Origin of the sequence: Pseudomonas sp. LTJR-52, assembly GCF_003691465.1 — a bacterium.
GTDB lineage: Bacteria > Pseudomonadota > Gammaproteobacteria > Pseudomonadales > Pseudomonadaceae > Chryseomonas > Chryseomonas luteola.
On the sequence record NZ_CP033105.1, the window covers coordinates 2,067,477 to 2,093,593 of the forward strand.

The window sequence follows — 26,117 nt, forward strand, 5'->3', positions numbered from 1 at the left end:
ATTAGACGTCATGTGACGGATAACACGCTGGACGCGTTTGACGGATAACCTTCCTTGTCATCTTCATTCTTCCTGTCTAGGGTGGACGTTTCCGAGGAGCACTGACGGTATAAAGGAGTTATACGTCATGGAAGGGAAGCCACGACTGCTGAATCAAGTGCGAGAGCAAATCAGGCTCAAACATTACTCGATCCGAACGGAGCGCGTCTATTGCGAGTGGGTCAAGCGATTCATTCGTTTTCATGGTTATCGACATCCGGTCGAAATGGGAGCACCGGAGGTTGAGTCTTTTTTATCTCATCTGGCTGTCAATAAAGATGTGGCTGCGTCGACCCAGAATCAGGCGCTGGCTGCGCTTCTGTTTCTTTATAAGGAAGTATTACGGCAGGACTTGCCCTGGCTGGGTGAAGATGTGCGCGCTAAAAAGCCAAGTCGTTTACCTGTAGTGTTATCCATAGAGGAAGTGCAGAAGATTCTGGCGAATCTGAAGGACGAGCCGTGGCTTATTTCAAGCTTGCTGTACGGCACAGGGATGCGGTTGATGGAGGCTGTCAGGCTGCGCGTTAAAGATATCGACTTTGGTCGGCGAGAAATCCTTATTCGTGACGGAAAAGGCCAGAAGGACAGGGTTACGGTGTTACCCCTGCGCTTGATTGAGCCGCTCAAGGCGCAACTTTCTCATGTGAAACATCTTCATCAGCATGAGGTGGCACAAGGGCGCGGTGATGTGTATCTGCCCGATGCCCTGGCGCGCAAATACCCTAGAGCACCTTGGGAGTGGGGCTGGCAATACGTGTTTCCAGCTTCTGGCTTATCGGTTGATCCCCGCAGTGGTGCCGTCAGGCGTCATCACTTCAATGAGCAGAGGCTTCAGCGTGGCTTCAAACGCGCTGTTCAGGTGGTTAAGCTGGCTACGCCCCATACGTTGCGCCACAGCTTTGCCACGCATCTGCTGGAGAAAGGCCAAGATATTCGGACAGTGCAGGAGCTGCTGGGCCACACCGATGTAAAAACCACCATGATTTATACCCACGTGCTTAATCGCGGTGGGCTGGCCGTCTTGAGTCCATTGGATCGGGTTTAAGCGGCTTTTTTACTCGTCTTCCGAGTCGGCACCAATGGCTTCAAAACAGACGAGACGATGGCCCTCGATCAGCCAGCTGTTTGTCGTCGTGTTGTGCTCGGCCTCCATTACGCTGTTGTAGCTGAACTGCCAGCGCTTGCGCTCGCGTCCGTCCAGCGCTTCGATGGTCAGGACGATCTCTTCGCTTTCAAAAGACTCACCGGCTTCGGCGGCAGCATCGGCCTGGTCGAGAAGATCATCGTTCAAGGTAAAGCTGGCCGCATGGAGCCCGTCGATTTCGAGCATGTCGGCGAGTTCGAGTTGGTCGAGCAGGTAGGGCGTTTCGGTGGTCATGGGCAGGTACGTAGAATCTGGAGAGGGAAGAGGTGGGCCAGCCAGCGGCGTAACCCACCCTACAGGTTAGTTAATTATCGTAGCCCAGGTTGGGGGCTAGCCAACGTTCGGTGACGGCGAGATCCTGGCCTTTACGCTGCGTGTAGCTTTCCACCTGATCCTTGTCGATCTTGCCAACGGCAAAGTATTGCGCTTCCGGATGGGCGAAGTACCAGCCGCTCACAGCTGCGGCGGGGAACATGGCGTAGTGTTCGGTCAGGAATACACCGCTGCGGCCCGCCTGGTTGAACTGTGCTTCTGGGTCGAGCAGGGCGAAGAGCGTGGCTTTTTCGGTGTGGTCCGGGCAAGCCGGGTAGCCGGGAGCAGGGCGGATGCCTTTATAGCGTTCCTTGATGAGTTCCTCATTGGAAAGTTGCTCATCACGTGCGTAACCCCAATACTCCTTACGTACGCGTTCGTGCAGCCACTCAGCGCAGGCTTCGGCCAAACGGTCGGCCAGTGCCTTGACCATGATGGCGTTGTAATCGTCACCCTTGGCTTCGTAGCTCTTTGCCAATTCTTCTGCGCCGATACCGGCGGTGGTAATAAAGCCGCCCATGTAGTCGGTTACGCCGCTTTCCTTGGGCGCTACGAAGTCGGCCAGGGAGAAGTTGGGCTTGCCGTCCGGCTTGATAGTCTGCTGGCGCAGGTGATGCAGCGTTGCCAGAGTTTCACCGGAGTCGCTGTAGACCTCTAGGTCATCATTACGTATCTGATTGGCCGGCCAGAAGCCGAACACGGCACGCGCCTTGATGAGCTTTTCGTCGATCAGCTTTTTCAGCATTGCCTGGGCGTCGTTGAACAGGGCAGTGGCGGCTTCGCCCACTACTTCGTCGGTCAGGATGCGGGGGTATTTACCTGCCAAGTCCCAGGAAATAAAGAAGGGCGTCCAGTCGATATATTCGGCCAGTACGGACAAGTCGATATCATCCAACACTTTGACCCCAGTAAAGCTGGGTTTGGGTGCCTGATAGCCAAGCCAGTTGAACTGCGGCTTGTTGGCGACGGCCTTCTCATAACTCAGGCGCTCAATACGTGCGCTGCGGTTGGCCGTGCGTTCACGCACTTCAGCGTATTCGGTACGGGTTTTCTCGACGAAGCCTGCCTTGAGTTCCTTAGAGAGCAGTTGGGTGGCGACACCTACGGCGCGGGAGGCGTCGGTTACATAGACCACCGCGTCGTTGCTGTACTGCGGCTCGATCTTGACGGCCGTGTGCGCCTTGGAGGTCGTGGCACCGCCAATCATGAGTGGCAGTTTGAAGCCTTGACGCTGCATTTCCTTGGCGACGTGGACCATTTCGTCCAGCGATGGCGTAATCAGTCCGGAGAGGCCAATGATGTCGCACTTCTGCTCGATGGCGGTTTGCAGGATTTTTTCTGCCGGCACCATCACGCCCAGGTCAACAATGTCGTAGCCGTTACAGCCCAGCACCACGCCCACAATGTTCTTGCCAATGTCGTGAACGTCGCCTTTTACTGTCGCCATGAGGATCTTGCCCTTGGCCTCGGGCTTGTCACCTTTTTCCGCTTCGATGAAGGGAATCAAATGAGCCACAGCCTGCTTCATCACGCGAGCGGACTTGACTACCTGAGGCAGGAACATTTTGCCGGAGCCGAACAGGTCACCAACGACGTTCATGCCGGACATCAACGGGCCTTCGATAACCTCGATAGGGCGGGCACATTGCTGGCGGGCTTCTTCAGTATCTTCGACGATAAAGGTCGTGATGCCTTTGACCAGTGCATGCTCAAGACGCTTGTCTACTGGGTAGCTGCGCCATTCTTCTGTTTCGACTTCCTTGACTGAGCCGTCACCCTTGTACTTGTCGGCAATGGCTAGTAGCGCTTCGGTGCCATTGGGGGTGCGGTTAAGCACAACGTCTTCGACTCGATCACGCAGTTCCTTGGGAATCTCGTCATAGATTTCCAGCTGACCGGCGTTAACGATACCCATCGTCAGGCCGTTCTTGATGGCGTAATACAGAAAGACAGAGTGGATGGCCTCACGCACCGGGTTGTTGCCGCGGAACGAGAAGGACACGTTAGAGACGCCGCCGGAGGAGAGGGCGTAGGGCAGGTTGTCCCGGATGAAGGCACACGCGTTGATGAAATCCACCGCGTAGTTGTTGTGCTCTTCGATGCCGGTTGCGACCGCAAAGATGTTCGGGTCGAAAATGATGTCTTCCGGCGGGAAGCCTACCTGATTGACCAGAATGTCATAGGAACGGGCGCAGATTTCATTCTTGCGCGCTTCGGTATCGGCCTGGCCCGCTTCATCGAAGGCCATGACGACCACCGCCGCACCGTAGCGCTTGCAAAGCTTGGCGTGGTGGATGAATGCGTCGACCCCTTCCTTCATGGAGATGGAGTTGACGATGCCCTTGCCCTGGATGCACTTAAGACCGGCCTCGATGACATCCCACTTGGAGGAGTCAATCATGATCGGCACACGGGAGATGTCCGGTTCAGAGGCAATCAGGTTCAGGAAAGTGACCATGGCCGCTTTCGAGTCCAACATGCCTTCGTCCATGTTGATATCGATGACCTGGGCGCCGGCCTCTACCTGTTGGCGGGCTACGTCCAGTGCCTCGGCATAGTTCTCTTCGCGAATCAGACGGGCAAACTTGGCGGAACCGGTAATGTTGGTTCGCTCGCCTACGTTTACGAAGAGGGACGTGCGATCAATGGTGAATGGCTCAAGGCCGGACAGGCGGCAAGCACGCGGGATCTCTGGTAGGGCGCGCGGTGGGTATTTGGCTACCGCCTCGGCAATCGCCTGGATATGGCCGGGCGTGGTGCCGCAGCAACCGCCTACGATATTCAAAAAGCCACTGGCCGCGAACTCTTCAACCACCTCAGCCATTTGTGCAGGCGTTTCGTCGTACTCGCCAAAGGCGTTAGGCAAGCCAGCGTTCGGGTGGGCTGAAACGTGGGTTTCGGCCTTGGCGGACAATTCTTCTATATAGGGGCGCAGCTCTTTTGCACCCAGCGCGCAGTTGAGGCCGACCGAGATGGGCTTGGCATGGCGGACCGAGTTCCAGAAGGCCTCAGTGGTCTGGCCGGACAAGGTGCGACCGGAGGCATCGGTGATCGTACCGGAGATCATGATCGGCAATTCAAAGCCGACTTCCTCGAATACGGCCTGTACTGCAAAGATCGCTGCCTTGGCGTTCAAGGTGTCGAAGATCGTTTCGATCAGAATCAGGTCCGCGCCACCTTCGATCAGACCGCGCGTGGCCTCAGTGTAATTTTCCACCAGCTCATCGAATGTCACATTCCGGTAGCCGGGATTGTTCACGTCTGGCGAGATGGAGCAGGTGCGGCTGGTTGGACCAAGGACGCCTGCAACAAACCGTGGTTTATCTGGCGTTTCGGCTGTCTTTGTGTCAGCAACTTGACGCGCCAGCCGTGCACCTTCCACGTTCAGCTCATACACCAGCGCTTCCATACCGTAGTCGGCTTGGGAAACGCGCGTAGCGTTGAATGTATTGGTCTCAAGGATATCGGCGCCTGCATCCAGATAAGCTTTTTCGATCGCCTGAATAACATCAGGGCGAGTCAGAAGCAGGAGATCGTTGTTGCCTTTGACATCACTGGGCCAGTCAGCGAAGCGTTCGCCCCGGTAATCGGCCTCTTCCAGTCTGTAGCTCTGGATCATTGTACCCATACCGCCGTCCAGAATAAGGATGCGCTCCTTGAGTGCGGTTTGCAGGGCGGAGAAGCGTGCGGCGCGATCGATCATGGGCAGGTATCCAGATTACAGCGACAAAAAAGGGATGATAGCAAAGCTGTCAGATGGCACGAAGACTGCTTTAGTCATCTGATATATGAGCTATCTTCAAGTAGTAACGCTTCCATTTTTAACGAGTATCGATTGTGACTGCGACCCCGCTACTGGTTTGTGATGATTCTGCCATGGCTCGAAAGCAGCTGATTCGTGCTTTACCTCCTGAGTGGTCTGTGGACATAACACAGGCGACCAATGGGAGCGAGGCGCTTAACGTGCTGCGTCAGGGCAAGGTCCAGGTCATGTTATTAGACCTGACCATGCCCGTCATGGACGGTTATCAGACGCTGGAAGCGATGCGGGCTGAAAACATCAAGTGCAACGTGATCGTGGTTTCTGGCGACGTTCAGGAAGAGGCCATACGACGCGTGCTGGAGTTGGGTGCGCTGGCGTTTCTGAAAAAGCCAGCCGACGCTGAGCAGCTCGAGGCACTGCTGCTTCAGCATGGCTTGCTTGGATCTGCACCCAACAAGGACGCCGTCATGGAGGATCGTCCCGATCCTGATGTCAGCTTTCGTGATGCCTTCCGCGAAGTGGTCAACGTATCCATTGGTCGCGCGGCAGCGTTGTTGGCCAAGGTGCTCAACGTCTTCGTGCAGCTTCCGATTCCCAACGTCAACATCCTTGAGGTAGGTGAGCTACATATGGCGCTGGCCGATGTGCAGCGCGGCAGCCGGGTTACGGCGGTCTGTCAGGGGTTTATCGGTAATGGCATTGCGGGCGAGGCTTTGCTGATTTTCCATGATTCGGAAGTCAAGGACATGGTAACGCTGCTCCGCAGTGGCAGTACACAAAACAATGATCAGATGGAGATGCTGCTCGACTTGGCCAGCATCCTGATCGGGGCATGCCTGAGCGGTCTGTCGGAGCAGATCGATGTGCGCTTCTCGCAGGGGCACCCGATGATCCTGGGGCAACATACGGCGCTTGAGAATCTGATTCAGGTCAATCGCCAGCGCTGGAAGAAGACCCTGGCTGTCGAGGTGAGCTATAGCCTCGAAGGGCATGACATACATTTTGATTTGCTGCTGCTGTTTACCGAAGACTCGGTCAAGCGGCTTACTAATAAAATCAATTACATGATGGATTGATACATGGCGATCGAACTCGACGATCTTCACTGGATGCTGGATATCGTGCAGCACATCGATGTCGGTGTGCTGGTGATCAATCGCAAGTATGAAGTGGAAGTCTGGAATAGCTTCATGGAAAACCATTCGGGGATCGTTCCGAGTGACGCGCAAGGCAAGCCGGTCTTTTCGCTTTTTCCAGAGATGGATGAAGAGTGGTTCCGTTACAAGGTCGAAGGCGTCGCCATGTTGGGAACGCCAATGTTTACTATCTGGGAGCAACGACCCTATCTGGTCAAGTTCAAGAATTACCAGCCCATTACAGGCCTGGAAGACCATATGTACCAGAATGTCACTATTCTGCCTCTGCATGACACGCGAGGCGGGGTGGGTTACATCGGTATCATTATCTATGACGTGACACGGGTCGCGACCAACACGCGTCAGCTGCAGGCGGTCAATGGTCAGCTGGAGCAGTTGTCACGAACCGACCGGCTGACCGGACTGTTCAATCGTGGCTTCTGGGATGAATGCCTGAAGCATGAATTCGCGCGTCATTTGCGCTACCGTTGCAATGTCGGGCTGGTGATTATTGATATCGATCATTTCAAACAGATCAATGACACCTACGGTCATCCGGGAGGCGACAAGGTTATCCAGGCTCTGGCTAACCTGATTAACGGGCATATTCGGGCAACCGACAGGGCGGGGCGCTATGGTGGTGAGGAGTTCGTCATTCTGATGCCGGATACGCCATGCAGTGGCGCCCAGGTCTTTGCAGAACGCTTGCGCCAGCAGGCCGAACAGTTGAAGGTGGAGCACGAAGGTAAGCAGATTACCTTTACGATCAGCATTGGTATCGCCGACTTGAGCCTGCCGGTAGAGAGCCCTGAGGTGTTGCTGGAGCGTGCCGATCAGGCGCTTTACCGGTCCAAGCATAATGGTCGCAATCAGGTTACGGTCTATTCGGTCGCATGAATAAGCGATAAAAAAGCCCGCTGTTTCAAGCGGGGCTTTTGATGTGCGGTGCTGATCAATCCAGACCTTGCAGCAAGCCAGCCATGTCATCGGCGTGTTCTTCTTCCTGAGCCAGGATGTCTTCGAAGATGCGCCGCGTGGTTGGGTCTTTATCACCGATGTACTGCACGATCTCGCGATAGGTATCGATGGCGATGCGCTCGGCGATCAGGTCTTCCTTGATCATGTCACGCAGGTCGTGACCTTCGGCATATTGGGCATGGGAGCGGGTGAGCAGACCTTCAGGGTTGAAATCAGGCTCGCCGCCCAGCTGCACGATACGCTCGGCCAGGCGATCGGCGTGCTCTTGTTCCTGGTCGGCATGCTCCTGAAATTCGGCAGCCGCAACGCTAGCCTTGATACCGGTAGCCATGAAGTAATGACGCTTGTAGCGCAGCGTGCATACGATCTCGGTCGCAAGAGAATCGTTAAGGAGTTTGATAACGGTTTCGCGATCGGCGCTATAGCCCTCGGTTATGGGGCCGTCTTCAATGTGTTGGCGGGCTCGTTGGCGAATGGTTTCGATATCGGTCAGAAAGGGTTGGTTGGTCAGCATGGGGCATTCCTCTTAGGCTTCACGGTCCATCTGGGGTGGCCCTCTGTCGGGGCCTGTCCAGATGTGATTCCCACGTCTGGTAAAAGTTTTGTCCAAGATTTATCGGCGGGTCGGGCTTGAAAGAATTGAGCACAGGTGCCATTTATCCTACTAAACTAGTAAGTCTTTAACCGTAGGCCGCTCTGGCGTACACTGCGCCCAGGTAAGCGAGGAGTAGAAATGAGCGCTATCACCATTACTGAAGCCGCCCAGGATTACCTGGCTGGCCTGCTTGAAAAGCAAAACACTCCCGGTATCGGCATTCGCATTTTTATCACGCAGCCGGGAACCCAGTACGCCGAGACCTGTATTGCCTACTGCAAGCCGGGCGAGCAGAAGCCGGAAGATACGTCGTTTGGTCTGAAGGACTTTACCGCCTGGATCGATGCGATCAGCGAGCCCTTCCTGGAAGATGCCATCGTCGACTATGCACAGGATCGCATGGGTGGTCAGCTGACCATCAAGGCGCCCAACGCCAAGGTACCGATGATCAGCGAAGACAGTCCGATCAGCGAGCGCATCAATTATTATCTGCAGACTGAAATCAATCCCGGTCTGGCCAGCCACGGCGGTATGGTGAGTCTGGTTGAGGTGGTAGAAGACGGGGTTGCCGTGTTGCGTTTTGGTGGAGGCTGCCAGGGCTGCGGTCAGGTTGACCTGACGCTCAAGGATGGCGTCGAGCGTACCTTGATCGAGCGTATCCCGGACCTGAAAGGCGTTCGTGATGTAACCGATCATAGCAATCGCGAAAATGCCTATTACTGATAGGGTTTTGCGAAAAGAAAAGGCGGCTACGAGCCGCCTTTTCTATGCCGCCTGTTAGTTAGTGCGGGGTATAGATCTGGTCGAAGACGCCGCCATCGGCAAAGTGCGTTTTCTGTACGGTCCGCCAGTCACCAAACAATTGCTCGACTGAAAAGAAGTCCACTTTCGGGAAGCGGTCCTGATACTGCGCCAGAATCTCTGCATTACGTGGGCGCAGATAGTTGTCGGCTGCGATACGTTGACCTTCTTCCGACCAGAGATACTTGAGATATCCCTCAGCCACTTCGCGTGAGCCCTTCTTGTCAACGACCTTGTCGACCACCGTGACGGGTGGCTCGGCTTCAGCCGATACGCTGGGGTAGATCACCTCGAAGTTACCGCGACCAAATTCGCGCGCAATCATTTCGGCCTCGTTTTCAAAGGTCAGCAGCACATCGCCAATCTGATTTTGCATGAAGGTTGTGGTAGCAGCGCGACCGCCTGTATCCAGAACCGGAACATGCTTGAACAGCTCGCCCACAAAGGCTTTGGCCTTGGCCTCGTCGCCTCCGGTTTTCAAAACGTATCCCCAGGCGGAAAGGTAGGAGTAACGTCCATTACCTGTGACCTTGGGATTTGGAATGATGACTTCCGTACCGTCCCTGACCAGGTCAGGCCAGTCTTTGATGCCCTTTGGGTTGCCTTTGCGAACGATAAAGACGGTAGCGGAGGTGAATGGGGCGCTGTTATTCGGTAGACGCTCGGCCCAGTTCTTGGGGATCAGCCCGCCATTGTCGGCCAGGGCGTTAATGTCGGTGGCCTGGTTCATGGTGATGACATCCGCAGGTAAGCCATCAATGACGGCGCGGGCCTGTTTGCTTGAGCCACCATGAGACATCTGAATGGTTATATTCTGGTCATGGGTCTCCTTCCAGTGCTTTTGGAAGGCCGGGTTGTACTCCTTGTAGAAGTCACGCATCACGTCATAGGAAACGTTTAGCAGGGGCGCTGCATTCGCGGCACTTCCCAGGAGCAGGCCGGCCGCCAATAGCGGAGCGAAGAGTTGTTTTCTCATGATGATGTCTCTTATCGGTTGTTATCAGAGCGTCCTGCTCTAGAAAGGCCACATTATTCCGGTATTACTGTTCGTTTATAAAGCGAGTTTCCACAGCGGCTACAAAACGATGCCTGTGCTTCGTGGAGTTCCTTGCCACACGCCCCGCACGGCTTGTGGATACTGTTCTCGCCTCGAATGGCATTGGATAGCTCAGCGGTAAAGATACCGGTGGGTACTGCAATGATCGAGTAGCCACTGATCATGACTATGCTGGCGATGGCTTGACCTAGAGCAGTTTGCGGAACCATGTCGCCAAATCCTACCGTTGTCAGCGTCACGATCGCCCAATAGATACTTTTGGGAATGCTGGTGTAGCCATTTTCCGGTCCTTCCACTACGTACATCAGGGAGCCGAACAGCGTCACCATCGTCAGAACACTGAGCAGGAAGACAATGATCTTTTGCCGACTGCCCCTTAAGGCTGTTACAAGAAAATTTGCCTGGGTGAGGTACTGACGAAGCTTGAGAATCCTGAACACCCGGAGCAGACGCAGGATGCGGACCACCAATAGGTATTGAGCGCTCGGTAGGAAGAGCGCAATGAAGCTGGGTAGGATGGCCAGCAGATCCACGATGCCGAAAAAGCTGAAGGCATACTTCGCAGGTTTTCGTGCACTGTACAGCCTCAACAGATATTCGATGGTGAACAGAACGGTAAATGTCCATTCGCACAGGGACAGCAGCTCGTCGTATCGAGCGTGGATGTCCGCCACGCTATCGAGCATGACCACTACCAGGCTCGCCAGGATCGCAAAGAGGAGGGCTTCGTCGAACCAACGTCCCGGAGCGGTGTTGGAATGGAAGATGATGATCTCCAGACGTCGGCGCAGGCGCTGAGCGTCGGCCATGGCATAGACTCCTTCTAATGTTAAAATCGCACCCTTGTGTCTTCTCGCCATGCCGGTAATGAAGGCACGCGAAGGAAGGGCGCATGCGGCTAAAATCCATCAAGTTGGCGGGCTTCAAATCATTTGTAGACCCGACAACCGTTAATTTCCCCAGCAATATGTCGGCAGTCGTAGGGCCGAACGGATGCGGCAAATCGAATATCATCGACGCCGTGCGCTGGGTCATGGGCGAAAGCTCGGCAAAGAACTTGCGCGGCGATTCGATGACCGATGTCATCTTCAACGGCTCGAACAGTCGCAAACCGGTTACTCAGGCTTCAATCGAACTGATTTTTGATAATTCGGATAGCTCGCTAGTCGGTGAGTATGCCAGCTATGCGGAAATTTCCATTCGCCGACGGGTAACTCGGGACGGGCAGAATACCTATTTTCTCAACGGTACCAAATGCCGTCGTCGCGACATCACTGATATCTTTTTGGGCACAGGGCTTGGCCCGCGCAGTTATTCGATCATTGAGCAGGGGATGATTTCCAAGCTGATCGAGGCTCGTCCAGAGGATTTGCGCAATTACATCGAAGAAGCGGCGGGGATCTCCAAGTACAAGGAGCGCCGTCGTGAAACGGAAAGCCGTATTCGCCGTACCCAGGAAAACCTTGCGCGCCTGACGGACCTTCGTGAAGAGCTTGAACGGCAACTCGAACGGTTACACCGACAGGCGCAGGCTGCCGAGAAATATCAGGAGTACAAGGCGGAAGAGCGTCAGCTTCGTGCCCAACTGGGAGCACTTCGTTGGCGCGATCTGGATGAGCTGGTGCAGCAGCGTGAGCGCGTCATTGGCAATCAGGAGGTAGCGCTCGAAGCGTTGGTTGCTGAGCAGCGCAGTGCTGATGCCAGTATTGAGCGACTGCGAGACAGCCATCATGATTTGTCCGAGCGGTTCAATCAGGTGCAGGGGCGCTTCTATTCGGTTGGTGGAGACATTGCGCGGGTCGAGCAGAGCATTCAGCACGGCCAGCAGCGCTTGCGTCAGCTGCAGGATGATCTGCGTGAAGCCGAGCGCTCTCGGGAAGAAACTGCCGCACATCTGGGTAATGACCAGGCGCTTCTTGCTACCTTGGCCGAAGAGCTGGCCATGCTGGAGCCCGAGCAGGAAATGAGCGCAGCTTCTGCTGAAGAATCTGCCCTGGCGCTGGAAGCGTCCGAGCAGGCCATGCAAGCGTGGCAGCAGCAGTGGGACAGCTTCAACCAGCACAGTGCAGCGCCTCAACGTGAGGCTGATGTTCAACAGTCCCGTATCCGTCACTTGGAAAAAAGCCTGGAACGGCTCATGGAGCGCGAGCGACGACTGCGTGATGAGCTGACGCAACTGGCAGCGGATCCTGAAGACGCAGCGTTGCTCGAGCTCAGCGAAGAGCTCGCTGGAATCGAGTTGATTCTCGAGGACCTCGCCCAGGAAGAAATAGAGGCCAACGAGCAGCTGGCTATCAGTCGAGAGCAGCTTCAGGCTGTAACCACCCAACAGACCACGGCGCAAGGTGAGCTGCAGCGTCTGGAAGGTCGTATTGCTTCTTTGGAGGCCTTGCAGCAGGCTGCCCTCGATCCCGGAAAAGGGGCGGATGACTGGATGCGCCTGCATGATCTGCATGAGCGTAGCCGCCTGGCCGAGGGTGTTCGGGTTGAGTCAGGCTGGGAGAGAGCCGTTGAAACGGTGTTGGGCGCTGATTTGCAGGCGGTTTGCCTGGATGATCTATCCGGTCTCGACCTGGCTGCATTCGAGCAGGGCGAGCTGCGCCTGGTAACACCTGGGCATGTAGCGCCTGCAACGCCAGGGAGCTTGTTGGATAAAGTCGAAGCCCCACATGATCTGTCGCCCTGGCTGGGCAATGTATTTCCAGTGGAGACCCTTGAGAACGCACTGGCGCAGCGGCAGAGGCTTGCTGACGGGCAGAGCCTTGTCAGTCGAGACGGGTATTGGGTATCCCGTCACTTTTTGCGAATACAGCGCTCCAGCGAGGCGGAAAGCGGTGTGCTGGCGCGCGGCCAGGAGCTTGAGCGTTTACACGCTGAGCGTACTCAGCTGGAACACCGGCTGAGTGAGGGGCAGAAGGCGTTTGAGCAGGCGCAGGAGCAGTTGGCAGAGCTAGAGCGCAGCCGCGAAACGGTCCGCCGTCGATCTCAGGAGGAGAGCCGCCGCCAGGGTGAAGTCAGGGCTCAGCTGTCGGCGCGGCAGGCCAAGGCCGAGCAGCTTGGACTGCGCCGAAAGCGGCTTGAAGAAGAGCGGGTTGAAATGGCAGAGCAACGCGCTATCGAGACCGAGCAGATTGGTGAGGCACGACTGAGCCTTCAGGATGCATTGGATGCCATGGCTGCCGATACCGAGCGTCGCGACCTGTTGATCGCTCAGCGCGAGACGCTACGCGAGCGGCTGGATCGGGCTCGTCAGGAGGCGAGGCAGCATAAGGAGCAGGCTCATCAGCTGGCTGTAAGGCTGGGGTCGCTCAAAGCCCAGCATGACTCTACACAGCAGGCACTGGAGCGTCTGCTGCTGCAGGCTGCTCGGCTCGACGAGCGACGTGAGCAGCTTAGTCTCAACCTGGAAGAGGGCTCTGCACCGATTGAGGAGCTCAGGTTGAAACTCGAAGAATTGCTTGAGCGCCGCATGAGTGTCGATGAGGAGCTACGAGGCGCGCGCATGGCTCTGGAGGAGGCAGATCGTGAGCTGCGTGAGTCCGAGCGCCGTCGTACCCAGGCCGAGCAGCAGGCGCAAGTGTTGCGCAGTCAGGCGGAGCAGCAGCGGCTTGAGTGGCAGGGGCTGTCCGTGCGCCGTAAAACACTTCAGGAGCAGCTGCATGAAGAGGGGTATGACCTGCAGACCGTAGTGGCTACATTGCCTGAGGATGCCACCGAATCGGCATGGGAGACCCAGTTGGAGGCGCTGAATGCGCGTATTCAACGCCTGGGTGCCATTAACTTGGCAGCTATCGAGGAGTATCAGCAGCAATCCGAGCGCAAGCGCTACCTGGATGCGCAAAACGATGATCTTGTTGAGGCCTTGGAAACGCTCGAAAACGTGATTCGTAAGATCGACCGTGAAACGCGCAATCGTTTCAAGGAAACATTCGATCAGATCAATAATGGCCTTCAGGCCTTGTTTCCAAAAGTTTTTGGCGGCGGACACGCCTATCTGGAACTTACGGGAGAAGATTTACTCGATACCGGGGTTGCGATCATGGCGCGTCCACCGGGCAAGAAGAACAGCACGATTCATCTTTTGTCGGGCGGGGAGAAGGCATTGACGGCAATCGCGTTGGTTTTTGCGATTTTTCAGCTCAATCCAGCGCCATTCTGCATGCTTGACGAAGTGGACGCGCCTCTGGACGATGCCAACGTTGGCCGCTACGCGCGGCTGGTGAAGGAAATGTCCGAAAAAGTGCAATTCATCTATATCACACACAACAAGATCGCCATGGAAATGGCCGATCAGCTGATGGGCGTGACGATGCACGAACCGGGCTGTTCGCGTTTGGTGGCCGTCGATGTCGAAGAAGCTGTTGCTTTGGCTGAAGCTTGATACGACAGACGGTGTAAAGTTGGTGGCGGGCGTGCTAGTTTATGCCCGTTTTTGGGCGTTTGGCATTTTGCTATGCATGGGCAAGTGGCGAGCGCGAAGTTGATTTTTGACAGAGGTATGCGTCTTACATGGATATCGGTCTGCGCGAATGGCTGATCATCATCGGCATTATCGTAATCGCCGGCATACTTTTCGATGGCTGGCGACGGATGAGCGGGAAAGGGAAACTCAAGTTTCGCCTGGACAACAATCTCTCCGGCCAGTCCGATGAGGGCGGTAGTTCAGAACTACTAGGGCCGTCTCGTGTGGTCGAACATAAGGAGCCGTCTTTTGATAGCGAGGAAGAAGCGCCTCGCCCAAGTCGTGCCGCTCGCAAGCGCCGCGAAGAACCTGTTGCGGAAGAGTTGGAGCTAGGCGGCGCCGAACCCCAGTTCAGTGCCCTGGCTGATGACGATGAGGCACCGGCTCGTGGCAAGGGCAAGGCCCGCAAGGACATCGTCGACGCCGAGCCGGACCTGTCTGCGATGGAGGAGCCTCGCAAAGAGCGCAAAGAGCTGCCACCCGTCGAAGAGGTGTTGGTCATCAACGTGATTTCGCGTGATGAGAACGGCTTTCGCGGTCCGGCTCTGTTGCAGAATATTCTGGAAAGTGGTCTGCGCTTCGGTGATATGGATATCTTCCATCGTCACGAGAGTATGTCCGGCAACGGCGAAGTGCTTTTCTCCATGGCCAATGCCGTACGGCCAGGTACGTTCGATCTGGATAACATCGATAGCTTCCGCACGCCGGCTGTAAGTTTCTTTTTAGGTCTGCCTGGCCCACGGCATCCCAAGCAGGCGTTTGAAGTGATGGTGGCAGCCGCTCGCAAGCTGGCCTCCGAGCTTAACGGCGAATTGAAGGACGAGCAGCGTAGCGTCATGACGGCACAGACCATCGAGCACTACCGCCAGCGTATTATCGACTTCGAACGCAAGAGCCTGACTCAGAAACGCTGAGCCGATTTCAGAGTCGATTAAAGAGCAGCTTATGCTGCTCTTTTTGTTTCTGCCTGTTGCTGGACATGACGTCCAGCCTTGGTGCTAGAGAGAGAACAGCATGACCCAAGCCCAAGATGCCGCCGAGCGGATCGCTTCTTTGCGCAGCGAAATCGATGCGCATAATTACCGTTACTATGTTCTGGATGAACCCAGTGTTCCGGATGCCGAATACGATCGGCTGTTTCGTGAGCTCAAGGCGCTTGAGGCCGAGCACCCTGAGCTGATTACGCCTGACTCTCCCACGCAGCGGGTAAGTGGCTCCGCCCTGTCGGCTTTCGGGACGATTCGCCATGAAGTCCCCATGCTAAGTTTGGGGAATGCCTTTGAAGAAAAGGATTTGCTCGAATTTGATCGCCGCGTACGGGACGGGCTGGCTGATGAGCTTGGCAGTCATAACGGTAACAATCTTTTCAGCCAGACGGCAGAAATTGAATACACCTGTGAGCCCAAGCTCGACGGCCTGGCGGTAAGCCTGCTGTATGAGCGGGGCGTGCTTGTTCGCGGGGCGACCCGTGGTGACGGCACGACAGGCGAGGACATCACCGCCAACGTGCGTACTATCCGCAACGTCCCGCTCAAGCTTCAAGGCAGTGGTTGGCCGGAGGTGCTCGAGGTGCGGGGCGAAGTCTTTATGTCCAAGGCCGGTTTCGAAGCCTTGAATGAGCGCGCCATGGAAGCCGGTGGAAAAACCTTTGCGAACCCACGTAATGCCGCCGCAGGCAGTTTGCGCCAGCTCGACTCCAGTATTACTGCCAAGCGCCCGCTCGAATTCTGCTGTTACGGCTACGGGCGGGTAGAGGGCGGAACGCTGCCAAATACTCAATACGAGATCTTGCAGTCGGTTCGCAAGTGGGGCATTCCAATCAGCAAGGAGCTGAAGCTGGCCAAAGGTGCTCAGGCGTGCCGTGATTACTACCATGATATTGGCGAGCGACGTGATGGGCTCGCTTATGAAATCGATGGCGTCGTCTTCAAGGTTAACCGTATCGACTGGCAGAAGGAGCTGGGCTTCCGGGCCAGAGAGCCGCGCTGGGCGATTGCCCACAAGTTTCCAGCCCGTGAGGAGCTGACGGAGCTTACCAACGTCGAGTTTCAGGTGGGCCGTACGGGCGCCATCACGCCTGTTGCTCGTCTCAAGCCGGTTCAAGTGGGCGGCGTTACGGTCACCAATGCAACCCTGCACAATATGGATGAGGTCGAAAGGTTGGGCGTGATGATTGGCGATACCGTCATCATCCGCCGTGCAGGCGATGTTATTCCCCAGGTCATGCAGGTGGTGCTTGAGCGTCGGCCGGCAGATGCTCGGCCTGTGGCGGTGCCGGCCCATTGTCCCGTCTGCGGCTCGGAAGTGGAGCGGACACAGCTGGTCAAGCGAGGCAAGGGACGAGAGTCGGTCAGCGTGGGCGCTGTCTATCGCTGCGTAGGTCGCCTGGTCTGTCAGGCGCAGCTCAAGCAGTCCATCATTCATTTTGCGTCACGCCGTGCGATGGAGATCGATGGGTTGGGCGACAAGATTATCGAGCAGCTGGTAGACCGGGGTATGGTCAAGTCACCGGCGGATCTGTATGCGTTGACCTTTGAGCAGGTCATCCAGCTGGAGGGGTTTGCGGAAATCTCGACCAGAAACCTGCTCAGCGCTATCGCGAACAGCCGAACGCCTGTGCTGGCACGTTTCATTTTTGCCTTGGGCATCCCCGATGTCGGCGAGGAAACTGCCAAGCTGCTGGCACGTACGTTCGGGAGTCTGGAGCGTATTCAGCGGGCCTTGCCGGAAGTGCTGATCTATTTACCCGATATTGGTTATGAGGTCGCGTACGAGATCCATAACTTCTTTGAGGAAGAGCACAACCAGAATGTCATTGGTGATTTGTTGCGTAATGGCGTGCAGGTTCAGGAGGAGGGTGAGCTTCATCCTGAGTTCGCTGGCTACGCCACGTTTGCCGATTTCATCGAGAAGCTGGGTATTCCCTATGTAGCGGCAACCGGCGCTAAAAATCTCGCCGGTCACTTCAAGACGCTGGAAGCGCTGATTACTGCCGACTGGCTGGACCTGAGCGCCATGAAGGGCTTGAATGAAAGAGCCAAGAATGCCGTGCGCGATTTCTTCAGTCAGGCTGAACATGCAGAGCGCGCACGAATGATTGAGGCACAGCTGCGCGAATTTGGCATGCATTGGGAAAGCGAAAGGACACAAGTGGAAGGGTTGCCGCTAGCAGGTCAGACGTGGGTGCTGACAGGAACGCTAGAGGCGATGAGTCGAGATGTAGCCAAGGAAAAGCTCGAGGCGCTTGGCGCTAAGGTTTCTGGATCGGTATCTGCCAAAACCACATGTGTCGTAGCAGGTCCGGGCGCTGGATCAAAGCTGACCAAGGCAACCGAGCTGGGTGTTACGGTACTGGATGAGCAGGCTCTGCTTGATCGTCTGGCCAGCTTCGAGGTGAGCTGAAAATAAGACGGCGCCCTCCATCCAGAAGGCGCCATCTTATTAATTATCTGCTAAATGACTGAAAAGCTTGTAACTTCTGCTCAAGTGAGTAGAATGATGCGCCTCACCTGTTGGTGACGTTCGTTATGGTGGTCCTGCCGGTCCCCCCGCAACGATCAGCCGTGAACCCGGTCAGGTCCGGAAGGAAGCAGCCGTAGCGGTGACATCGTGTGCCGGGGTGTGGCTGGTGGGGCCACCTCCATTCTTAAAGCGTTCAGCTTGACTCTCTAATCAACTTCTCGAATTTGCTTTTGCGGGCAGATATTCTCGTGTTTAGCAATAGTCTTTTGCCATGAAGGCACTTTGCTACCGCTCATCTGTCTGTCACAATTTTTCACGCTTAAGATTGAATTAATTAACGTATTTCATTTCTACAGCGTGACGTAGGTCCTAGTTGTACTGCAGCGCTTGTCTGTATGTGTTGTTCTGACCTGCTTGTCAAAGAATATTGTTCAGCGTGCATCCAGTAGTCCTTTCTACAAAAGGATGAGGAAAGGGCTGCAATAATAAAATTCAAAGGATGAGCAAAAAATGGAAAGCATCCAGACATCAGTATCCCCAGAAGAGCCTGTTTCATTTGTATCTATCATTCAGAAAACTGTGCAGGAGGCATGGGCTGTGGTTTATGCACATGGAGGAATCATTTCGGAGTTCAACAACGAGCAGGAAGCTAAATGCGAAGCAGAGCAATGGGGCGGGGTGTGGTTCCGTCTTAACGTCTGATAGTTTTCTCTAGCATCTGTGCGGCTGATTGGCAGCTGCACAGCTGTGCGCAATAACCGCCCTCCTTATTTTTCTTTTCAGTTGCCTCGTCTAATCATATGATGATTAGAGCGCTTTCTATCAATAACAATACGTTTTTGCGCTGATCGAGCAACGGCCTTCAACAGTCGTTAAGATGCTTGTAGGTCAGAGCGGGCGAGGGCGAGGTCTGAATGTCGAATAATTTTCACGCATCAGCCGTAGATAAACTGGGTAGCTTGATCGCTTCCGGGCAATTCAAGCCTGGGGATGCGCTGAAAGTCGAGGCGGATCTTGGTGAGGAGTTGGGTGTCAGTCGAACGGTCGTGCGGGAGGCCATCAAGACACTGGTCGCCAAGGGCATGATCGAGGTGGGCCCCAAGGTGGGAAGCCGTGTATTACCCTTAAATCGGTGGAATCTCTTCGATCCCCAGGTGGTGGCATGGTTGAGTCGTGGCGGCTTGCCCGAGAATTTCGTCAAGGATCTGCTTGATTTACGGCGTGCTATTGAGCCAGTGGCTGTGCGCTGGGCTTGCGAGCGTGCAACACCTGAGCAGATCAGGCGCGTCCAGGCAGCCTATACAGCGTTGGAAGCTTCGCTTTCAGGTGGAGATTACAACAGTGCCGACCAACACTTCCATGAGTGCGTCCTGGCGGCCAGTCACAACCAGTTCATTGAGCAAATGGTGCCCGCGCTAGGCGCCTTGCTTGCCGTTTCCTTTCAGATTTCGTCTGTCGATCCTTCAGAGTTGCAACGAACGCTGCCCTTGCACAAGGAGCTGGCGGATGCCATTGCTGCGCGAGATTCCTCTCGGGGCGTTTGGGCATGCATGACGTTGATCGACAAGGCTGCTGTCACGATTTCTAAATATGCTCAGGCTAGTAGTTAGCGTGAGCTGTGCATTCATAACTACAAATAAGGATGCTTTATGGAGTGGCAACCGGTTATATCCCATCGCTTTAAATTAGCGGAAGGTCCTTTTTGGGATGAGCCCACCCAGGCGTTGTACTGGGTGGATATCGTAGGTAAGAAAGCCTGTCGACTGGAGGGGGGGCATTACTCTGAATGGCAGGTGACCGAGCCTGTTTCGGCCTTTATTCCCACGATACGCGGAGATGCGTTGCTGACCATGGTCAGTGGTGTTCACCGCCTGGACCTGGAATCACCACCGCATGCACCTTCACTTTCACTGTTCTGCGTACCGGATCCTATTGAAGGGAACCGTGCCAATGAGGCGCGCTGCGACGCGGCAGGGAATCTGTGGTTGGGCAGCATGCAGAACAATATAGGTGAGCAGGGCGAAGACCTGCCGATCACCCGTCGTTCAGGTGGATTGTTTCATATCGGTCCTGATGCGAAGGTCACTCGTCTGGCCAGCGATATCGGCATTGCCAACACGCTACTCTGGAGTGCAGAGGGGGATTGCGTTTACACCGCCGATACGCTGGAAAGCGTGATCTACCGTCATACTATTGGTGCCAAGGGGCTTGGCGAAAGAACAGTTTGGGCGCAGGCCCATGAGCGTGGTCATCCGGATGGGTCTGCCATGGATTCGCAGGGATATGTCTGGAATGCGCGCTGGGATGGCCACTGTCTGATTCGATTTGCTCCAGACGGTTGTGTCGACACGATTATAGAGCTACCGGTGTCCCGGCCCACCAGTTGTGTGTTTGGCGGACACGACCTCAAGACGCTCTATGTCACGAGTGCGGCAGGTGATCAGCCTCTGGATGGTTCTGTGCTTTATGCGCGTGTGGATGTGGCCGGGATGCCGTGCCATCGCTTCATGGGTTGACGTTAAGCGACTCGATTTGTGATCCAGCGCTTCTCTTTTTTTTGATTGCTCAAGGAAGAGTTGCAGTCGATCGAGTCCAATCATATTATGATATGACTGTTTCGCCTGGCCTGTCTTATTACATCAGTCAGGTGTCAGCACAATTTGATGCAGTACACGCTAGCTATTCAATAAAAATAAGGAGGTAGCTATGTTTCGTGGCCGTGGGATTTCTTCCCTGGTGAAATCTGCCTTGGCAGCTGGTGCGCTGGGCCTTTCGTTAGCTGCGGCTTCGGTCGCCCATGCCGAAGAAGTAAAGATCGGTTTTCTCGTCAAGCAACCTGAAGAGCCTTGGTTCCAAACCGAATGGGCTTTTGCAGAAAAAGCTGCGAAAGACAAAGGCTTTACCCTCCTCAAGATCGCTGTACCTGATGGTGAAAAAACGCTTTCCGCTATCGATAGCCTGGCGGCTAACGGTGCTAAAGGCTTTGTCATTTGTCCGCCTGATGTTTCCCTCGGCCCAGCCATCGTGGCCAAGTCCAAGATCAATGGCTTGAAAGTCATGGCCGTGGATGATCGCTTTGTCGGCTCCGATGGAAAGTTCATGGAAGACGTGCCTTACCTGGGCATGGCCGCTTTTGATGTAGGGCGTCAACAGGGCGAGGCAATGGCCGCTGAAGCCAAGAAGCGCAACTGGAAGTGGGATGAAACCTACGCGGTCATCAACACCTTCAATGAGCTAGATACCGGAAAGCAGCGTACCGACGGCTCTGTAAAGGCGTTGCGTGACGCCGGTCTGCCAGAGGACCACATCATTTATGCGCCGCAAAAGACGCTGGATGTCCCCGGCAGCATGGATGCCACCAGCTCCGCACTCGTCAAGCTACCGGGTAGCGCCAAGCACCTGATCGTAGGTGGTATGAATGACAACACAGTGCTGGGTGGTGTGAGGGCGACTGAAAGTGCCGGTTTCAGTGCTGAAAACGTGATCGGAATCGGCATCAACGGTACAGATGCTATCGGTGAGTTGAAAAAGCCCAACAGCGGCTTTTTCGGCTCGATGCTTCCTAGCCCTCACGAAGAGGGCTACCAGACCGCCACCATGATGTACGAATGGGTGACTACCGGCAAAGAGCCGCCCAAGTACACCGCCATGGACAAGGTTACGCTGATCACACGCGAAAACTTCCAACAGGAACTCGAAAAGATCGGGCTCTGGAAATAACCGTCTCCTGCATTATCCGGTCCGCCTGACGGACTCCTTGCAACCTTGCGACGCCTCTATGGCGTCGCTTCAGGAGGTGATATGGAAGCATTACAGCAGTCGGTGCAGGGCGAAAGCCTTGCGTTCCAGGGCATTGGTAAGACGTTTCCTGGCGTCAAAGCGCTGTCCGACATCAACTTCACGGCTCGCCCCGGCTCCGTACATGCCCTGATGGGGGAAAACGGTGCAGGCAAGTCAACATTGCTCAAGATTCTGGGTGGCTATTACCAGCCCAGTAGCGGTCATCTGCGCATTGGTGATCGTGACATGGTCTTCAAGAACACGGCGGACAGTATCCGTAATGGCGTAGCTGTGATTCACCAGGAACTTCAACTCGTTCCGGAAATGACTGTAGCTGAGAACCTGTTTCTGGGTCACTTGCCGGCCCGCTACGGCATTGTTAACCGTGGGCGTCTTCGTCAACAGGCTCTGCAATTGCTGAAAGGCCTAGCGGAAGAAATCGATCCGAATACGCGCGTCGGGCGTCTGTCCCTGGGGCAACGGCAGTTGGTGGAAATTGCCAAGTCCTTGTCTCGTGGCGCCCATGTAATTGCATTCGATGAGCCCACCAGCAGCCTGTCTGCCCGTGAAACCGAGCGGCTGATGGCAATCATTGCGCGTTTGCGCGATGAGGGAAAAGTCATTCTTTATGTTTCGCACCGAATGGAAGAAGTCTTCCATATCTGCGATGCCGTCACGATCTTCAAGGATGGACGTCATGTGCGCACATTCGAGCACATGAGTGAAACCACGCCGGATCAGCTGATCACCTGCATGGTAGGACGTAGTCTGGACGATATCTATGACTATCGTCCCCGTGAAAAGGGCGAAGGTTGTTTGAACGTATCCGGCCTAATGGGGCGTGGTCTGCAGCAGCCAGTCAGCTTTGAGGTTTGCCAGGGTGAAATCCTTGGGCTCTTCGGGCTGGTTGGAGCAGGGCGTACCGAGTTGCTCCGCCTGCTATCAGGTCTTGAACGGCACAGTGCGGGCGTGCTCAAGCTCAAGGGCGAGGCGCTGACGCTTCGCAACCCACGTGATGCCATTGCTGCTGGCATCCTGCTCTGTCCCGAGGATCGTAAGAAAGAAGGCATCGTTCCGCTGGGCAGCGTGGCCGAAAACATCAATATCAGCGCACGTCCGCGGCATGCAACCTGGAGCTGTCTGCTTCAAAGCCGCTGGGAAAAGGAAAACGCTGAAAAGCAGATCCGCGCATTGAATGTAAAAACACCTACGCCTTACCAAAAGATCAAGAACCTTTCGGGCGGTAACCAGCAGAAGGCCATCCTGGGGCGCTGGCTGTCCATGCCCATGAAGGTGTTGCTGCTGGACGAACCTACACGCGGCATCGATATCGGTGCGAAATCCGAAATCTACCAGATCATTCACTCGCTGGCGGCCAAAGGCATTGCAGTGATTGTAGTGTCGAGCGATCTCATGGAAGTCATGGGGGTTGCGGACCGCATCATGGTCATGAGTGAAGGAGCTGTAACGGGTGAGCTGGCACGTGCCGAGGCGACCGAAGAGCGTTTGCTGGAGCTCGCATTGCCCCGTACACGCGCCTGATATGTAACAAGCCTGCGTTGCCTTGAAGGCTTCGAAATACAAAAACAATTGAGGTGTTCCATGTCCACGCAAAACAACGCCTTGGCGGCACCGCGCCGTAGCTTTGATACTCGCCGTTTTATTGATGACTGGGCGATGATGCTGGCGGCCCTGGCGATCTTTGTTCTCTGTACCTTGTTTATCGATAACTTTCTTTCGCCGCTCAACATGCGAGGGCTGGGGCTGGCAATCTCCACAACGGGGATCGTCGCCTGCACCATGTTGTTCTGTCTGGCATCTGGGCATTTTGACCTGTCTGTAGGCTCGGTCATTGCCTGTGCGGGCGTCGTCGCAGCGGTAGTAATGCGCGAATTCAATAGCGTGGCGCTAGGGGTAACCGCTGCACTGGCAATGGGGTTGTGCGTAGGACTCATCAATGGGCTGGTCATTGCCAAACTCAAGATCAATGCCTTGATCACAACCTTGGCGACCATGCAGATTGTGCGCGGACTGGGTTACATCTTTTCCAACGGCAAGGCCGTAGGCGTAATGGAAGAGAAGTTCTTTATCTTTGGTAATGGCCAGATGTTTGGTGTTCCGGTGCCGATTTTGATCACACTGGTATGCATCCTGTTCTTTGGCTGGCTGCTCAACTACACCACGTTTGGACGCAACACGCTGGCTATTGGTGGTAACGAAGAAGCCGCCTTGCTGGCAGGTGTACACGTTGATCGTACCAAGATCATCATTTTTGCCATGCAGGGGGTCATCGGAGCATTGGCAGGGGTAGTCTTGGCCTCTCGTATGACCTCCGGTCAGCCAATGATAGGGCAGGGCTTCGAGCTTACAGTGATCTCAGCGTGTGTACTGGGAGGTGTATCGCTGGCCGGTGGTATCGGCATGATTCGTCACGTCATTGCTGGCGTGCTGATCCTGGCAGTGATTGAGAACGCTATGAACCTCAAAAATATCGACACGTTCTACCAATACGTCATCCGTGGAACAATTCTGCTGCTGGCCGTTGTAATCGACCGCTTCAAGCAGCGCTGATACCTGACGAAGACCTCTCGGCACATGCTTTGTCGTGTGCCGATGGGGCCGCTTTTGCCTGTGACTTGGCCTATCCCATATAGTAAGAGACATCCATCATGTCCACGAAAAAAACTACCCTGCGCTCGGCCCAGTGGTTTGGCAATGCCGACAAGAACGGCTTTATGTACCGCAGCTGGATGAAGAACCAAGGCATCCCGGACCATGAGTTCCAGGGCAAACCCATCATCGGGATCTGCAACACCTGGTCCGAACTTACCCCCTGCAACGCACACTTCCGCAAGATTGCCGAGCACGTCAAGCGCGGCGTCTACGAAGCCGGCGGCTTTCCCGTCGAGTTTCCCGTCTTCTCCAATGGCGAGTCCAACCTGCGCCCCACCGCCATGCTGACCCGTAACCTGGCCAGCATGGACGTGGAGGAAGCCATCCGCGGCAACCCGGTCGATGCCGTGGTGCTGCTGACCGGCTGCGACAAGACCACCCCTGCGCTATTGATGGGCGCTGCCAGCTGCGACGTACCCGCCATCGTGGTAACCGGCGGGCCGATGCTTAACGGCAAGCACCACGGTCGCGACATCGGTGCCGGTACCATCGTCTGGCAGATGCACGAGGCCTATAAGGGTGGGCTGATCGACCTGAACGAGTTCCTCTCTGCTGAAGCCGGCATGTCCCGCTCGGCCGGTACCTGTAACACCATGGGTACTGCCTCCACCATGGCCTGCATGGCTGAAGCCCTGGGCACCTCGCTCCCGCATAACGCTGCGATCCCAGCCGTGGATTCGCGTCGCTATGTACTGGCGCACCTCTCTGGCATGCGCATCGTGGACATGGTGCATGAGGACCTTCGCCTGTCGAAAATCCTGACCAAGGAAGCCTTCGAGAATGCCATCCGCGTCAATGCTGCCATCGGCGGTTCGACCAATGCCGTGATTCACCTCAAGGCCATCGCCGGGCGTATGGGAGTAGACCTTGAGCTGGACGACTGGACGCGGGTCGGTCGCGGTACGCCCACCATTGTCGACCTGCAGCCGTCCGGTCGCTTCCTGATGGAAGAGTTCTACTACTCCGGTGGCCTGCCTGCAGTGATTCGCCGGATGGGCGAGGCAAACCTGCTGCCGCACCCTGATGCCCTGACCGCCAATGGCCAGTCGATCTGGCAGAACTGTGCCGAGGCACCTATCTATGGCAAGGATGAGGTTATTCGTACGCTGGACAACCCCATCCGCAAGGACGGCGGCATCTGCGTGTTACGGGGCAACCTAGCACCCAAGGGAGCAGTGCTCAAACCCTCTGCTGCCACACCGGAGCTGATGCAGCACCGGGGTCGTGCGGTGGTGTTCGAGAACCTGGAGCATTACAAGGAGCGTGTGCTGGACCCAGACCTGGATATCGACGAGACCTGCGTCATGGTGCTCAAGAACTGCGGACCGAAGGGATATCCGGGCATGGCTGAGGTAGGCAATATGGGTCTGCCGCCCAAGCTGCTGGCCAAGGGCATTACCGACATGGTGCGTATTTCCGATGCGCGCATGAGTGGGACGGCCTATGGCACGGTGGTGTTGCACGTAGCGCCGGAGGCTTCGGCAGGTGGTCCCCTGGCGGTTGTGCGTGACGGTGACATGATCGAGCTGGACTGCGAGAACGGCCGTCTGCACCTGGATATCAGCGATGAAGAGCTGCAGGCCCGCCTGGCGGACTGGCAGGACCCGAACGCCAACCTGCTCGGTGGCGGTTATCGCAAGCTGTACGTGGACCATGTGCTGCAGGCCGATGAGGGCTGCGATTTCGACTTCCTCGTTGGCTGCCGTGGCTCCGAGGTGCCTAGGCACTCGCACTGATCTTCTTTAAGGTAGCCCAGCCATTTTAGGCTGGGTTATCTTCTGAATGCCTTGATTTCTCTGGCCTAGACCCCATCTCTTGAGTCTGGCTACAGTGTGCCCCGTACATGACTCGATATAGGAATATGAGGCGAGTCATAGGCTTTTGGATGCAATTTACCCCTTGCTTCGCTAGCATT

Annotated in this window: 19 protein-coding genes and 1 other RNA gene; 15 read left to right on the plus strand and 5 right to left on the minus strand. The window is 55.6% G+C overall.

All coding sequences use genetic code 11. The features are described 5' to 3' along the window. Nucleotides 1-127 precede the first annotated feature (127 nt). Nucleotides 128-1,084 (plus strand): integron integrase, encoded by a 957-nt coding sequence (locus EAW52_RS09680; RefSeq protein ID WP_122042254.1) that lies wholly within the window; start codon nucleotides 128-130, stop codon nucleotides 1,082-1,084. 9 nt (nucleotides 1,085-1,093) lie between these two features. On the opposite strand, the gene EAW52_RS09685 is transcribed toward EAW52_RS09680, so the two are convergent. Both EAW52_RS09685 and metH read right to left on the minus strand, forming a co-directional pair. Further along, nucleotides 1,094-1,417 (minus strand): DUF5629 family protein, encoded by a 324-nt coding sequence (locus EAW52_RS09685; RefSeq protein WP_122042255.1) that lies wholly within the window; start codon nucleotides 1,415-1,417, stop codon nucleotides 1,094-1,096. 70 nt (nucleotides 1,418-1,487) lie between these two features. Next, complete coding sequence (gene metH, locus EAW52_RS09690; protein WP_122042256.1) at nucleotides 1,488-5,198, minus strand: methionine synthase; 3,711 nt, start codon at nucleotides 5,196-5,198, stop codon at nucleotides 1,488-1,490. Nucleotides 5,199-5,371: 173 nt separating this feature from the next. Here metH and EAW52_RS09695 point away from each other — a divergent pair, with 173 nt between their 5' ends. Together EAW52_RS09695 and EAW52_RS09700 are read left to right on the plus strand one after the other, a co-directional pair. Continuing rightward, complete coding sequence (locus EAW52_RS09695) at nucleotides 5,372-6,334, plus strand: response regulator (RefSeq protein WP_122042257.1); 963 nt, start codon at nucleotides 5,372-5,374, stop codon at nucleotides 6,332-6,334. 3 nt (nucleotides 6,335-6,337) lie between these two features. Beyond that, the gene (locus tag EAW52_RS09700) at nucleotides 6,338-7,291 is read left to right on the plus strand and encodes a sensor domain-containing diguanylate cyclase (protein WP_122042258.1); all 954 of its coding nucleotides are present in this window, start codon (nucleotides 6,338-6,340) and stop codon (nucleotides 7,289-7,291) included. Nucleotides 7,292-7,346: 55 nt separating this feature from the next. On the opposite strand, the gene EAW52_RS09705 is transcribed toward EAW52_RS09700, so the two are convergent. Continuing rightward, a complete protein-coding gene (locus tag EAW52_RS09705) occupies nucleotides 7,347-7,886 on the minus strand; it encodes a bacterioferritin (protein WP_019363835.1) in 540 nt (179 codons plus the stop codon). Nucleotides 7,887-8,105: 219 nt separating this feature from the next. On the opposite strand from EAW52_RS09705, the gene nfuA reads away from it, so the two are divergent. After that, nucleotides 8,106-8,690 carry a Fe-S biogenesis protein NfuA gene (gene nfuA, locus EAW52_RS09710; RefSeq protein WP_010794817.1) on the plus strand — a complete coding sequence of 195 codons (585 nt, stop codon included), beginning with the start codon at nucleotides 8,106-8,108 and terminating at the stop codon, nucleotides 8,688-8,690. A 58-nt stretch (nucleotides 8,691-8,748) separates the two neighbouring features. Here nfuA and EAW52_RS09715 read toward each other — a convergent pair whose 3' ends face one another. Together EAW52_RS09715 and EAW52_RS09720 are read right to left on the minus strand one after the other, a co-directional pair. Beyond that, complete coding sequence (locus EAW52_RS09715; protein ID WP_019363836.1) at nucleotides 8,749-9,744, minus strand: sulfate ABC transporter substrate-binding protein; 996 nt, start codon at nucleotides 9,742-9,744, stop codon at nucleotides 8,749-8,751. Between the two features lie 53 nt (nucleotides 9,745-9,797). Then, nucleotides 9,798-10,634, minus strand: coding sequence for an ion transporter (locus EAW52_RS09720; protein ID WP_122042259.1), 837 nt, complete (start codon nucleotides 10,632-10,634; stop codon nucleotides 9,798-9,800). An 83-nt stretch (nucleotides 10,635-10,717) separates the two neighbouring features. Here EAW52_RS09720 and smc point away from each other — a divergent pair, with 83 nt between their 5' ends. The 11 genes from smc (at nucleotide 10,718) to EAW52_RS09775 (ending at nucleotide 25,938) form a co-directional block, all read left to right on the plus strand. Then, nucleotides 10,718-14,206 carry a chromosome segregation protein SMC gene (smc, locus tag EAW52_RS09725; protein ID WP_122042260.1) on the plus strand — a complete coding sequence of 1,163 codons (3,489 nt, stop codon included), beginning with the start codon at nucleotides 10,718-10,720 and terminating at the stop codon, nucleotides 14,204-14,206. A 128-nt stretch (nucleotides 14,207-14,334) separates the two neighbouring features. Continuing rightward, nucleotides 14,335-15,201, plus strand: coding sequence for a cell division protein ZipA (gene zipA, locus EAW52_RS09730; protein WP_010794813.1), 867 nt, complete (start codon nucleotides 14,335-14,337; stop codon nucleotides 15,199-15,201). 100 nt (nucleotides 15,202-15,301) lie between these two features. Then, nucleotides 15,302-17,689: an NAD-dependent DNA ligase LigA gene (gene ligA / locus EAW52_RS09735; RefSeq protein ID WP_122042261.1), complete on the plus strand. Its 2,388-nt coding sequence runs from the start codon at nucleotides 15,302-15,304 to the stop codon at nucleotides 17,687-17,689. Between the two features lie 135 nt (nucleotides 17,690-17,824). Continuing rightward, nucleotides 17,825-17,921: signal recognition particle sRNA small type (ffs, locus tag EAW52_RS09740), an RNA gene on the plus strand. A 338-nt stretch (nucleotides 17,922-18,259) separates the two neighbouring features. After that, on the plus strand, nucleotides 18,260-18,451 hold the full coding sequence (locus EAW52_RS09745) for a hypothetical protein (RefSeq protein WP_010794811.1): 192 nt from the start codon (nucleotides 18,260-18,262) through the stop codon (nucleotides 18,449-18,451). 212 nt (nucleotides 18,452-18,663) lie between these two features. Further along, complete coding sequence (locus tag EAW52_RS09750; RefSeq protein WP_010794810.1) at nucleotides 18,664-19,359, plus strand: FadR/GntR family transcriptional regulator; 696 nt, start codon at nucleotides 18,664-18,666, stop codon at nucleotides 19,357-19,359. Between the two features lie 39 nt (nucleotides 19,360-19,398). Then, on the plus strand, nucleotides 19,399-20,265 hold the full coding sequence (locus EAW52_RS09755) for an SMP-30/gluconolactonase/LRE family protein (protein WP_122042262.1): 867 nt from the start codon (nucleotides 19,399-19,401) through the stop codon (nucleotides 20,263-20,265). A gap of 190 nt (nucleotides 20,266-20,455) precedes the next feature. Further along, nucleotides 20,456-21,469 (plus strand): substrate-binding domain-containing protein, encoded by a 1,014-nt coding sequence (locus tag EAW52_RS09760; protein WP_122042263.1) that lies wholly within the window; start codon nucleotides 20,456-20,458, stop codon nucleotides 21,467-21,469. Nucleotides 21,470-21,550: 81 nt separating this feature from the next. Continuing rightward, the gene (gene araG, locus EAW52_RS09765; protein WP_122042264.1) at nucleotides 21,551-23,071 is read left to right on the plus strand and encodes an L-arabinose ABC transporter ATP-binding protein AraG; all 1,521 of its coding nucleotides are present in this window, start codon (nucleotides 21,551-21,553) and stop codon (nucleotides 23,069-23,071) included. A 60-nt stretch (nucleotides 23,072-23,131) separates the two neighbouring features. Continuing rightward, on the plus strand, nucleotides 23,132-24,100 hold the full coding sequence (gene araH, locus EAW52_RS09770; RefSeq protein ID WP_010794805.1) for an L-arabinose ABC transporter permease AraH: 969 nt from the start codon (nucleotides 23,132-23,134) through the stop codon (nucleotides 24,098-24,100). Nucleotides 24,101-24,198: 98 nt separating this feature from the next. Beyond that, nucleotides 24,199-25,938, plus strand: a complete 1,740-nt coding sequence (locus tag EAW52_RS09775) for an IlvD/Edd family dehydratase (RefSeq protein WP_074824048.1) — start codon at nucleotides 24,199-24,201, stop codon at nucleotides 25,936-25,938. The last annotated feature ends 179 nt before the right edge of the window (nucleotides 25,939-26,117 follow it).